Origin of the sequence: Undibacterium sp. Ji22W (assembly GCF_049340305.1) — a bacterium.
Classification (GTDB): domain Bacteria; phylum Pseudomonadota; class Gammaproteobacteria; order Burkholderiales; family Burkholderiaceae_D; genus Undibacterium.
The window spans coordinates 132,917-146,379 of record NZ_JBMPOU010000005.1; the positions used below are offsets into that span (position 1 = coordinate 132,917).

9 protein-coding genes are annotated in these 13,463 nt (G+C 45.2%); 8 read left to right on the forward strand and 1 reads right to left on the reverse strand.

Features of this window, described 5'->3' with window-relative positions:
- The first annotated feature begins 30 nt into the window (after positions 1-30).
- Both ACO0KW_RS19980 and ACO0KW_RS19985 read left to right on the forward strand, forming a co-directional pair.
- Positions 31-1,452 (forward strand): M64 family metallopeptidase, encoded by a 1,422-nt coding sequence (locus ACO0KW_RS19980; protein WP_423055099.1) that lies wholly within the window; start codon positions 31-33, stop codon positions 1,450-1,452.
- A 481-nt stretch (positions 1,453-1,933) separates the two neighbouring features.
- A complete protein-coding gene (locus ACO0KW_RS19985; protein ID WP_423055100.1) occupies positions 1,934-4,000 on the forward strand; it encodes a S41 family peptidase in 2,067 nt (688 codons plus the stop codon).
- Positions 4,001-4,384: 384 nt separating this feature from the next.
- Here the strand turns inward: ACO0KW_RS19985 and ACO0KW_RS19990 are convergent, their stop codons facing one another.
- Positions 4,385-5,299, reverse strand: coding sequence for a LysR family transcriptional regulator (locus ACO0KW_RS19990; protein ID WP_423055101.1), 915 nt, complete (start codon positions 5,297-5,299; stop codon positions 4,385-4,387).
- A gap of 192 nt (positions 5,300-5,491) precedes the next feature.
- Between ACO0KW_RS19990 and hmgA the strand changes: the two genes are divergently transcribed.
- From hmgA to ACO0KW_RS20020, 6 genes are all read left to right on the forward strand, one after another.
- A complete protein-coding gene (gene hmgA / locus ACO0KW_RS19995; protein ID WP_423055102.1) occupies positions 5,492-6,787 on the forward strand; it encodes a homogentisate 1,2-dioxygenase in 1,296 nt (431 codons plus the stop codon).
- Between the two features lie 141 nt (positions 6,788-6,928).
- Entirely contained in the window at positions 6,929-8,257 is a 1,329-nt protein-coding gene (fahA, locus tag ACO0KW_RS20000; protein ID WP_423055103.1) for a fumarylacetoacetase, read from the forward strand.
- Between the two features lie 241 nt (positions 8,258-8,498).
- Complete coding sequence (locus ACO0KW_RS20005) at positions 8,499-9,365, forward strand: DUF2846 domain-containing protein (RefSeq protein WP_423055104.1); 867 nt, start codon at positions 8,499-8,501, stop codon at positions 9,363-9,365.
- 94 nt (positions 9,366-9,459) lie between these two features.
- Entirely contained in the window at positions 9,460-10,212 is a 753-nt protein-coding gene (locus tag ACO0KW_RS20010; RefSeq protein WP_423055105.1) for a transporter substrate-binding domain-containing protein, read from the forward strand.
- 803 nt (positions 10,213-11,015) lie between these two features.
- Positions 11,016-12,872, forward strand: a complete 1,857-nt coding sequence (locus ACO0KW_RS20015) for a pre-peptidase C-terminal domain-containing protein (RefSeq protein ID WP_423055106.1) — start codon at positions 11,016-11,018, stop codon at positions 12,870-12,872.
- A gap of 213 nt (positions 12,873-13,085) precedes the next feature.
- On the forward strand, positions 13,086-13,421 hold the full coding sequence (locus tag ACO0KW_RS20020; RefSeq protein ID WP_423055107.1) for a zinc ribbon domain-containing protein YjdM: 336 nt from the start codon (positions 13,086-13,088) through the stop codon (positions 13,419-13,421).
- The last annotated feature ends 42 nt before the right edge of the window (positions 13,422-13,463 follow it).

A 13,463-nucleotide genomic window follows, 5' to 3' on the forward strand; every position in this document is an offset into this window, starting at 1 on the left:
CTTGTTAGAAATGACCATAGGGGGACGCAAATGCATTACCTAAAATTGATACTTGCCATCAGCTTACTATGCCTAAGCCAACGCAATGTCGCGCAAGTGGCAACAGCACCAGCAATACCAGCAACCGTGCGCGTCGACATTCTGCATAGTGGCAACGCAAAGATCGAACACTATGCTTTGGAACGCGTAGTCATTGAACCACTGCCTTGGCCAGGGCATTTGAAGAAAAATGTAGACAGCAGCAATCGCGGCAATCAATTATTTGAAGTGCGTGACAAAGCTACTGGTGAACTTTTGTATTCACGTGGGTATTCGACCGTATTTGCGGAGTGGCAGAGCACCGCGGAGGCAGGAAAAATCGACCGGGGATTTGAAGAGTCTTTACGCTTCCCCAAACCACAACATGCAGTCAATTTGCGGGTGTTGAAACGCGATCAACAAATGCAGTTTCAAACTGTATGGAGTATTGATGTTGATACAGACGCACCGGATGTGGTCAAGAGACATCAAGCTACGCCGCTCAAACCTATTCCCATCCACATCAGTGGCAATTCGGCTGACAAGGTCGACCTCTTAATTATTGGTGATGGCTACACGGCGAAAGAATTGAAGAAATTTACCGCAGATGCAAAACGTATGAGTCAATATTTGTTCACCGTATCGCCGTTCAAAGAACGTGCGACCGATTTCAACATCTGGGGTTTAGTTGCGCCGACCAAAGAATCCGGCATATCGCGTCCCTCTAGCGGTCAATTCCATGCATCACATACCGGTACGAGTTACGATATTTTTGGTAGTGAACGCTATGTTCTGACTTTGGATAATCGCGCACTGCGCGAGTTCGCACAAAATGCACCGTATGAATTCATCGAGATCTTGGTGAATAATAAAACCTACGGTGGCGGTGGCATCTTTGGTCAATTCTCGACTGCCGCCGCTGGTAATGACTGGGCGAACTATTTGTTCGTCCATGAGTTTGGTCACCATTTTGCAGGATTGGCAGATGAGTACTACACCTCACCCGTGGCTTACCAGACCGGCGCAGAAATCACGCAAGAGCCTTGGGAACCGAACGTCACTGCTTTGAAAGACCCAGCGAGTCTGAAATGGAAACAACACTCAACTGCCAACATTGGCTTGCCGACATCCTGGCCCAAAGAGCGCTACGAAGAAGCATCACGTGCTTATCAAAAGGTGCGCGCAGATTTACGTAAAAATAACCGGCCAGAATCGGAAATGAGCGCCTTGTTCAAAAAAGATCTGATCGAATCTAGTCAACTTTTCTCCAAAGATCCCAACTATCACAGCATTGGTGCGTTCGAAGGCGCGAACTATGAGGCCAAAGGTTATTACCGCTCGCAAATGCAATGCCTGATGTTTGATCGTAGTGAAAAATTTTGTCAGGTTTGCCAAGATGGGATCACCAAAATCATTAATTTGTATTCGAAATAATTACAGAATGCATGTGATCAAAATAATACATTTGAATCTAAACGATTTTGCCTATGGGTATTATATCGGGTCTTAAATTAACTTTTTTACTTAATTTAAAAACATTTAAAGAAATTACGTATGGGCAACTGGTATTGTCGATGTTGCCCATATGAATTGTTTACCTCGCTCCACTATCTAATCAAAAAAGCAATCCAAGTCAAATCTCAGTCTGAGTCTGCTTTTCTTATAGAACAAATCACCTTGCTCAGCAAATATTGCCCACAATAAAGTGGTACAGATAGCTTTGATTTGTAGCAAAAAAAAATCAAAAAACAAAGCATTATTTAATTACTTTTTGCATCGTATTTGTCGGTTGACTTATCAAATGGCAAACATGATACTTTGCGCGCTTGATATTTTAAATTCAAGTATTACTAGTTTATATCTACAACAAAAATGGTGGCGCTAAATGAGCGCCTCAAGCAAACGGAGTTATTTCATGAAAATTCATCACGTCTTGCGTTTAGCGATACTAGGTGCATCAATTTGCACTAGTCTTGTACATGCAGCAGATTACAGGGTCAATTATCTTGCTAACACAAGGTCATTAATCAAGTTCAACGAACTCACTCAACCTGAAAAAGTTGTGTTAGCAGAGCAGGCGCAATTGGTATTGCGTGATCTGTATGTTAATCGTTATCAAAAAAATGAGTTTTATGGGACTAACCCTAATTTTGGGCATGTCGATCCTGCTTTAGCAGCCCAAGACATCCTTAACAAAGTCAAGGCAGGAAACCTCAGCACGACAGATTTGCACAAGAGTTTGAGTCAAGTTTTTGTCTCACAACGCGATTTGCATTTGAACTATAACTTCCCGTTGCCGTATGCGACTTTCGAAACGTTTATTCCTTTCGAGTTTACTCGCACTGCATCCGCTGCCGATCAAAATGAAGTACGCATTAGCCGTCACTTTAACGCTTACTACTACAATACTTTCTATCCAGGTATTCGCAAGCCAGTAGTCGGTGATTTGGTCTTAGAATATGATGGCATGCCAATCAAACAAGCAGTGCAAAAAGCAGTCGTTAATGGTAATGGCGCGAATTTGTATGCTGGCTTCTCGCGCGCCTTGCAATACATGACTTACACATGGCAAGGTTCTGCAACTCCGCCGACAAAAGATACTATTACGCTCAAACTTAAAGCTGCTTCAAACGGCGAAGAATATAGCATCACACTGCCATGGTTGAGCTTCTATGACAATGATGATTTACAGCCGACTGTGAACAAAGTTACTGCAAAGGTAGCCAAAACAGCACAAGCATTGAAAGCAAGTATCGGCAAAGCACTCAATTTGAGTAATGAACCTGTTCAAGAACACTACAATCGATTTGTCGCGAGAAATTCGACCGCTAATTTCGGAGCGATCACAAAAAATCCAACGACTGAACCGAGTATCCAATGGGCAGTTGTGGATCGTGGAACTAAGAAAGTTGGTTACCTCAGCATTGGCACTTTTGCTCCTGCAGGCAATGATTTCCTACCAGCGGTAGAAGTCATCACAAGTTTATTACGTAATCAGTTGGCAGTAACTGATGCATTAGTGATCGACGTTCGTAACAACGGCGGTGGCTACATTTCATACGCTGACATGTTGCCTGAATTATTCATTCCAGGAAAAGCAAGTGTGAATGCTGCACGCTTATTGAATACTTCTTTGAATTTCAAATTCTTGAATCAAGAAATTTTCCAGATCTACTGGCCAGAATGGGTGCAGTTAATCACAAACGCACAGAAGACAAAAGATCGTTATAGCAAAACTGAAGTATTCACTTCTTCACAAGATGCAAATTACTTTGGTCAAATGTATTACAAACCAGTTGGCGTTTTAGCGAACGCACGTAGCTTCTCCGCAACCGATTTGTTCACGTGCGCAATGCGTGACAATGCCGCTGCAACGATTTATGGCGAAGATCCTAAGACTGGTGCTGGCGGTGCAAACGTTATAGAACACTCTTTCTTTGCTGATTATGGCACCACTCCTTTCCAAGCATTGCCTGGTGGCGTGAGTATGCGCGTATCTTGGCGTCAAAGCATTCGTAGTGGCCTCGCTGCTGGTACGATGATTGAAGATCAAGGTTGTAACGCTGACGTACAAGTTCCTCGCACATTGAGTGACTTGACAAATGGTGACCAAACTCAGTTTGATAAGATCGCGAGTGACTTGTTATCAAAACCAGTTAACAAATCTTTCTATCGCAATTTGACTGATGGCAATTTCATTCCTGTAGGCGATGTGATCACTGTTTCATCCAATACGCTCAATTTGAATTTGCAAGTTGCAAATACAGAATTTGTTAAAGTCTATGTTGATAATGTCTTGGTCTCAACGCAAACAGTTCGTGCCTATGGCAATCCACGTGCTGTCGCTTTAAGCATTGGTGTGTCAAATGGTTCGCATCAAATTTCCATCGTTGGCACGAACACTGCACATACACCATTGTGGAACACTAAACGCAATGCAGAAGTATCTATCGACTGTGTTTCTAGCTGCCTTAAACGCTAATTAGAAATCCGTTTTGTTGTTCACTAGTTGCTGACTAGTTGGACAATTAGTCAGTCTAAAAGTCGCAGGTGCTAAAGTTTCTAGCGCCTGCGATTTTTTTCGGCGGCAAAAAGACAATCGGTAAAAGTCACACTCAAATTCAGTCTGACCTCACTTTCGATCTATCAACTAAATCCCTATTCCCACTCGATCCCGCTGCACTCCCTTGCAGAGTGATTGATTGCTGCTGAAGACCTGCCAGATTGTTTGCACACAAATCACGCGTGTCTATTTGCATTGGTAACTCATTGCGCAATGTAGAACACGTAAAGAAGCGGTTGATCATAGGTTCAAATCCGCGACTTTTCTCTACCTACAGTTCGCTGAAGGCATCGCCAGAAATTCTTATTTCGCACCATCGGAGAAACATTCAACCAGCAAATTGCGTAACCACTGATTGCCTTCATCTTGGGCAAATCGCCGATGCCAAAAAATATTTGTTTGCAAAGTCGGTAATTTGATTGGTGGCTTACAGAAATTCAAACGGAACGGTTCGGCCGCGCTCACAGCGAGTTTTTGCGGTACGATCACCACCAAATTGGTACTACTAACGATATAGGGTACCGAGGAAAAATGCGGCACTGTAAAGCTATTGCTGGCGGTGATCCCTACTTTCTCCAGACTCTGGTTGATCTTGTCATAAGGATTTTCTCGCGTCGATACTATCAAATGTTCGACACTCAAAAACTCTTTGTTCGATATGCCCTCACGCATCACTGGATGGCCTCGCCGGTACATGCAGACATAGTCTTGCCGAAACAAGCGTCGGTGATATAAAGCATCTGAAACCTGATCAAATGCACCGAGCGTGATGTCGATACGTCCGGTTTCCAGTTCTGCCATCAAATCAACGCTATTTGCACGCACTGTTGCGATTTGGACCTGCGGCGCATGACGTCGGCACTGTTCCACCAGAATAGGCATGAAATACATTTCACCCACGTCTGTCATCGCGATGGTGAATTGACGCTGACTGCTGGCGGCCTCAAATGTCTCATGTTGATTCAAGGCTTTCGTAATATGACTGAGAGCCGCTGCGACTGGCTCGGCTAATTGCTGAGCCAGCGGCGTAGGTTGCATGCCTTGCGAAGTGCGCACGAATAATTCATCGTTGAAGGTTTTGCGTAGACGTGCCAACGCATTGCTAACGGCGGGTTGCGACAAATTGAGTTTGCGCGCAACACTGGAAATTTGCCGCTCTTGAAACACCTCCTGAAAAACCACCAGTAAGTTTAAATCGATATCTTTGGCTTCTATCATTTTCGCCTCGCAGAGAACGCCCCATTATTGATTTTGTGAATGATCTACATTTTAGTATTTCTATCGTAAAAATGACAGGTTTGCACTACATTAACGAATACTAAAAAATTCCCGCGCTAGTTTTGATAGATTGCGCGCCCCTAATTCAGCTTGGCCGATCTGAGCCAGCGATAGTTTCTGAGGAGCCAGACGATGAATACTCATTACATGAGTGGTTTTGCGAATGAATTTGCGACCGAAGCCCTGCCCGGTGCATTGCCGCACAACCAAAACTCGCCGCAAAAATGCGCTTATGGTTTATATGCAGAACAAATTTCTGGCACTGCGTTTACAGCGCCGCGCCATGCGAATCGTCGTTCATGGACTTACCGCATTCGCCCAGCGGCGATGCATCAGCCATTTGTACAAATTGAAAATGGCATGATGACCAATGATTTTGCGCAAGTGCCGAGCACCCCAAATCAACTACGTTGGGATCCGCAGCCTATGCCTGTGGTGTCGACTGATTTTATCGAAGGTTGGCTGACAATGGCGGGCAATGGTTCGGCCGATGCACAAACTGGTTGCGCGATTCATTTATACGCCGCCAACCGCGACATGACGGATAAATTTTTCTACAATGCGGATGCCGAATTATTGATCATTCCGCAGCAAGGTCGTTTGCACATTAAAACAGAAATGGGCTTGATCGATATTGAGCCGCAAGAAATCGCTGTCATCCCACGCGGCATCCGTTTTCAAGTCAGTTTGCCGGATGGCGGCGCACGGGGTTATGTCTGTGAAAATTTTGGTGTGATGTTAAAGCTGCCCGATTTAGGCGTAATCGGCTCCAATGGTCTCGCCAATCCGCGCGATTTTCTGACACCGACTGCCTGGTATGAAGACCGTGAAGGTGACTTCGAATTAGTCGCAAAATTTAGTGGCAATTTGTGGAATGCGAAGATTGGCCATTCACCACTCGATGTCGTCGCTTGGCACGGTAACATGGCACCGTACAAATACGATTTGCGTCACTTCAATACGATAGGCTCCATTAGTTACGATCATCCAGATCCATCGATCTTTTTGGTGTTGCAGTCGCCAAGCAGTATTCCGGGCGTGGACACGATAGATTTTGTAATTTTTCCACCTCGTTGGTTAGCCGCAGAAAATACCTTCCGTCCACCTTGGTTCCATCGCAATATTGCAAGTGAATTTATGGGTTTGATTCACGGTCAATACGATGCGAAATCGACCGGTTTCCGCCCAGGTGGTGCAAGCCTGCATAATTGCATGAGTGGTCATGGGCCAGATGCGCCAACCTTTGATAAGGCTAGCAACATTGATACCAGCACACCACATAAAGTCGATGACACGATGGCGTTTATGATAGAAACCTGTACTATCCTGAAACCTAGCCGTGCAGCGATGGATTCCCCGCAATTGCAAGCCGATTACTTCCAATGCTGGCAAGGGATAAAGAAAAATTTTAATCCTTCGCAGAAGTAAATGACCAGCGCAGCTTAGGTACAGTGAAGCACACTGAAAACCGCAACGAGGCGCAAAGAATGGAAACGCAGAGAGGAAATTGTCGCTCTGCGTTTTCTTGTTCCCGCACTTGAATATTTTATCTAGTAAAGAAAGTCCACTATGTCTGTACAACTAAACGAAACGCATAACCCGGCATTGCGCAGCTGGGTCGCTTCTGCGAATGATGGCCACACTGATTTTCCGATTCAGAATTTGCCATTTGCAGCTTTTCGCCGTGCCGGTAGCAACGAACAATTTCGCATAGGTGTAGCGATTGGCGATCAGATTGTGGATTTAAGTATTGCTCTGCACGCGGGCGTTTTCGCCGACATCAGCAATGCCGCTTTAGCACATGGCTTAACTGCGACGAGTTTAAATGCGCTAATGGATTTGGGAAATCAAGTTTCTTCGCAAGTGCGTCTGGCATTGTCCAATGCGCTGCGAGAAGGTGCATTCGCACAAAAACAATTAGTTGGCACACTGGTAGCACAGGTCGATGCCGAATATGCCTTACCGGCCCAGATCGGTGACTACACTGACTTTTATACTTCCGTGCATCATGCAACTTCGGTGGGTAAATTATTCCGCCCAGATAATCCATTATTGCCAAACTATAAATGGGTACCGATTGGCTATCATGGGCGTTCTTCGTCTATCGGCGTATCTGGCCAACGGTTCCACCGCCCTATCGGTCAGACCATGCCACCGAACGCAACTACACCATCGTTCGGTCCCGCCAAACGCATGGATTACGAATGCGAGGTCGGCGTTTTTATTGGACAAGGGAATGCACTGGGTGAAGTAATTGATATCGATCACGCCGAGCAGCATGTCTTTGGTATGTGTTTGTTAAACGACTGGTCAGCACGCGATGTGCAAGGCTGGGAATATCAACCACTAGGCCCCTTCCTGGCAAAAAATTTCGCCTCAACGATTTCTCCTTGGGTCGTTACTTTGGAAGCCTTAGCACCTTATCGCAAAGCCTGGAGTCGCGACGCTGCTGATCCACAACCTCTGCCGTATCTGGACAACGCAGACTTACGCAGCACAGGCGCTTTCGATATTCAACTTGAAGTTTTATTGCAAACCGAAAAAATGCGTGCAGACGGTACGCCAGCGCAACGCTTATCCTTGTCCAATTTTGGTCATTCGTATTGGACAGTTTCTCAAATGGTGACCCATCACACCGTCAATGGCTGCAATTTGCGCGCGGGTGATTTCTTGGGATCGGGAACGCAATCAGGGCCTCTCGCAGAAGAAGCTGGTTCTTTGTTAGAACTCACCGAGGGTGGCAAGAAACCGATTATCTTTAGCAATGGCGAACAACGTATCTTTATCGAAGACGGGGACAGCATTATTATGCGGGGTTGGGCACAAAAAGAAGGTGCGCCACGCATAGGTTTTGGTGAAGTCGAAGGACGCTTGTTGCCGGCTCGCAAGCTAGTTTAAGCCTAGCCAATATTTCACTTTCTCACAATTTGGCGCGCAAGTTCTGCGCGCTTTTTTTTGTGTTGATACGAGCAATGCGTATGAAAGCAGAATCGCATTTGGCTTGGCTTGCGCCAAAACCACCATTTCCGGTCAATTGCATCGACAAATGTTACTTTTTCCTTCTCTAAAGTTCGAGAATTTGCTTAAATAGCTGCACTGCTTTAGATTTTCATATTGCCTTATCATATACAGGAAAACCATGGTGCGTTTATTTAAACAATTTGCTACGATAGCCTTCTTGGGCGCTAGCTTGACTGGTCTGTTAACTGGCTGCGCTTCAGTAAAATTAGCGAGTACCCAAGAGGATGCAAAAGCCAAAACTTTTGCCACTAATCCGAATCAAGCTAATTTATACATTTATCGCAATGAGTTTATGGGTGCGGCTATCCAAATGCCAATCGATTTAGATGGCAGAGAAATCGGCAAGACTGGCCCCAAATCTTACCTGTCTATCGGCGTCGCGCCCGGCAAACACACCTTAGTGTCCAAAGCTGAGAATGATTTCACGCTAGATCTCGCAACCGAGGCTGGCAAAAATTATTACGTGTGGCAAGAGGTCAAAATGGGATTGCTTTACGCCCGCACAAAATTGCAATTGGTCGACGAGGCACAAGGGCAAGCTGGTGTAAGAGAATCGAAATTATTGGAAATTTCAGGCGCAATAACAAAACAATCGGGAATGTCCGTTGCTAGTAATGCACCAAGTCCGGCGGTAACTTCTACCGTAACTTACCCAGTTACAACACCTGTTGCATCTTCGAATTCATCCGCTAATCCATCCGCAATTACGGCGCCAATCAGCAAACCCAGTCCTGAGCTGATTGCCACCAATTCAGTCAACGATATGGCTAGCACTCCAGTAAAAATCGAGAAAGTGCCATTCGAATTAGGCGTTTCGTCTGTGACAGTGGAGCGCATCGCAAAGCAAAATAGCTGCGAATCGAAAAAAGGCGCCGGCTTGCTCTACCGGAAGAGCCCAGTTGAGGTATATCGTATTGAATGTGACGATGGTCGTGAGATCAAAGCCCGTTGCGAAATGCGGCAATGCGAAATATTCAAGCCATAACCCGAAACAAACTCCAATCCAGCGCGCATGTCTTGCGCGCTGCCAATTCTTACACTCACGGTCATTCTTAGGTCTTTGTGAAGGCGAACATCCGATGCGATTGCGTCATCCTTTATTGTCTGTGTTATGTACATTGGCGTCCCTATCCGCATTGCCAGTGCAGGCTCAAAGTTTAACTGTTGCCTGGCGCGAAAAGCCTCCCCATCAATATATCGAAAATGGGCAGGAAAAAGGGGATCTCTTAGAATTAGCCAAGCAGGTGTTTGCCGATAGCAAAATCAAGACCATATTTGTTGAAGAGCCTGCTAAAAGGATTTGGCAAAATTTCACGAATAGTAAAAAAAATTATTGTTCGTTCGGTTGGTACAAAATCCCAGAGCGTGAAGCACTCGTTCAGTTTAGCGAAAGCTTTTATAAAGATCCGCCGCACACCTTGTTGGTCGGAAATGGCGCATTAAATCAAGTGCGTAACCACAAAAATTTAAAGTCCTTACTTGCAGATCCTAGCTTAAGTTTAGCGATCGTCGATGGTGTTTCGTATGGTGAGCAATTGGACCAACTATTTTTGAGCAGCAAAAACAAAATCATCCGTAGTAGTGCCGCACCCATGATCATGGTCAGGATGATCAACGCTAATCGTGCCTCAATGATGTTGATTGACCGAGAGGACTGGCGTTATCTTAGCAGCAAAGATGCTCAGTTAAGCGAACTCACGCAGGTCGATATTGATGGCATGCCCCCGGGATTGGATCGTTACATCATCTGTAGCAAAGATGTGACATCGGCTATGATGAGTAAGATCAACGCTTCATTAACAAAATTCAATAGCGTTACGAAAGCGCGATAAGTTTTACTCCTGTCAGGCACTTATTTTGCCCGCTTGAAGACTTACGCAATTTTGACCGCTTTGTTCGCTTTGACTCTATCGACTTTGTGAGGTTTGTTTCGACCTCCAATTCATACCGATTTGTACAGCGCGTGAAATCGCGCAATTTGCGACTCAACACAGGTATCTGGATTAGCACTTCTTATTCACTAACAATGCAAAGCTATCGCCCCGCGTCGGTTGGCTATATGCATTTGTTTCCTTCACATGCTTCACTTGATCCGGGTGGATGAACTCACCGCAATGCAGCGCATTACCGCAAGTGAAATTCTGTCTATTTAGGCGTCCATCAAGCTTATGTCACTACACATAAGCACTTTCCCTTGGAAAGTAACAAACCCGATCGCTCTTAAGAAAAAACCACAAAAAATAGTGTTTTAATTAAGTACTTTTAAGTAAATAGTTCTTTGATAAAAATACGACTAAAACTTAATTAGATGCTACAAGATCTCAAACTACAGAATTATGAATTGAGCTTGAGACACAAATAAAATTTATCGAAAAGTCATGCTGTTTGTATATACAAATCAGGTCAATTTCAATATACCAAAAGTATATTGAATTCTTCTCATTTTCTGTTTAACTCTGTGCTCGCTCTGCTTTTCTTGGTTCATTTTGGCAAAACTTTTACTACAAGTTTTTTCATTCTGAGCGAAATCCGTCGGTCGTGAAATGCGAGATGTAGGCATTCACCCAACAACGGCAATCTATGATCGACTATCAATCAACAAACAAATAATCAACATCCTACAGAGGAGACAGTCATGAAAAAATCATCATCAAAGTCGCAATATGCATTGCGTTCTAGTTTGCTTGGCGCATTATTGTTAAGCGCGGTCAGTGCGATAGCGGCAGACACTCTCGCGGCACGGCAAGAGATCGGGAGTGCCGACAATCTGATACGCTTGCTGGCAAATCAACACGCGAATCCAACTCCTGCTTTATTGCGGTCCAGCGAGGGCAGTAATTCAAAGACCAAACACCTTGAGACTGACATCACTGATTTCCATTTCAAAGACGGAATGTTGTCGGTTTCAGGTAAAGCACGTGGCTCAGCCAATTCCAGTTTTTATCTGAAAGGCAGCGCCAAAAATTTGCATGGTTATTTGATTAAGCATGACGAGAAAAAAGCTTACGAATACAGCACCGATGCAAAAGGTATTGTCAGTGTCACCGAAGTAGCGATCAGCAAGGTCATTCCTGACTTGGATGAACGCTGGTTAAAAGCCACCACGGTCAACAATCTCGCAGGTGCAATTCATCCTGTTTACAGCACAATGGCCTTGCGTCAAGCACGTCATATTGGTCCTTACAATAACGAAGATGTCACTAAGTTAGAAAGTAAGCCTGGCAGCCCGTGGGTGTTCTACCTAAATCATTCTGCGGTGATGAGTGGGAGCACGCCACTCAATGGCGTAACGAAAGAAAATATGTACCGTGCCTGGCAGATCGTGGCCGATCAGTATTCGATGTACAACATCAACATCACCACCAATCCAACTGTATATAACACCGCAAAATCGGCAAATATTTTGCGTACCGGCGTGATCAATTTTGTCAATCAAGATGGCCGCTCCAATGCGCCACTGAGTGCCTTCGGCACCACCTCGGCCGGCACTTTATATCGCAATCCTTCAAGTGGTTTCGACTATGGCTATGGCATAGGTATGACCGCGGCACATGAGGTTGGTCATCAGATGGGCATGAATCATGATCATGGCGGCACCGGTGGCGAATACTTTGAAGGGATTGCGGCGTACCAATGGGGACCTATTATGGGCAACTATTGGATGGGTGCAAACTGGGCAGCAAGTCGCTGGACATGGAGCAAGGGTGAATACAATACTGCGACTAACTTTGAAGATGACTTACGCATCATGAACGTGAATGAATCTATCCCTTACGTGGCCGATGATAACCCTTCAGGCAAAGCACTTGTATTGGATGGCGCCGGTAATATTGATCCACTGAGCAATTTTGGCCAGATCGAAAAAACAGGCGACACTGATGCCTTCACTTTCACCGTGACCGGGAATGGCAAATTAGATTTGAAGGTTGATCCAATTGAGTACTTCGGTATGTTAGACGTCGACGCAAAAATCTATAACGCCGCGGGCACTTTAGTTTCCAGTAGCAATAAATCAGTGAATCGTTCTGCTGAATTTATCGGATTGAATTTAGGTGCTGGAGATTATCGTCTGGTTATTGCAGGTGGTGCAGAAGGTACGCCACAAAACGGTTTCTCCAACTACTCTTCACTCGGCTATTACGCGATGAAAGGCACTTTAGTCGGCAGTACACCGCCAGCCGATGTGATGCTCAGCAGCGGCGTCGGACTCGCAAATCAAAGCGCAGCTACTGGTACTTGGAAATACTATGCAATTGACGTACCAGCAGGCAAAACCAGCGTCGTATTCTCATTGAATGGTGCGAATGGTGATGCTGATTTGTATTCACAACTGAGCGTGAAACCAACGACTGCGGCGTACAAGTGTAAATCAGACGGTGCAACGTCAGTTGAAACCTGTACCGTTAACGCACCAGTCCCCGGCCGCTATTATATTGGGGTGTATGCGTATGCAGCGTTTAGTGCTTTGACGGTGAAAGCGACTATCAACTAATACGGCAAGTCCTGCAATAAACACCATTGAAAAGGCGGTGAACGAATAGTTCACCGCCTTTTTTCTTTCAAGCGATACAAGGATCTTCTTTTAAATTCGCGCTACAACAGCACAACATTCAACTTTATCGAGCTACATCAAACATCGTGATCGCAATTTCAAGGGGTGTGTCGGTTATACTAACGGGTCTAACGCTTTTCTATGAAAGAAATTATGTCTCAGTTACCAGCCTGTCCCGTTTGTGGAATGGAAAACACATACCCTGATGATGCCAATTATGTGTGTGCCGATTGTGGCCACGAATGGCCGATGCAAGCGGCTGCCGAGGAATCTGACGAGCGCATTGTCAAAGATTCAAATGGTAATGTTTTAGCCGATGGCGACGCCGTCGTATTGATCAAAGATCTGAAGGTGAAAGGTTCTTCGATCACCTTGAAACAAGGCAGCAAAGTGAAGAGTATCCGCTTGGTCGGCGGTGACCATGAGGTCGATTGCAAAATGGATGCCGGAAATTTTATGCTGAAAGCTTGCTACTTGAAGAAAGTGTAAACCTGGATCGGTAAATCAATTGGCGCAGACCTGCACCCAGCA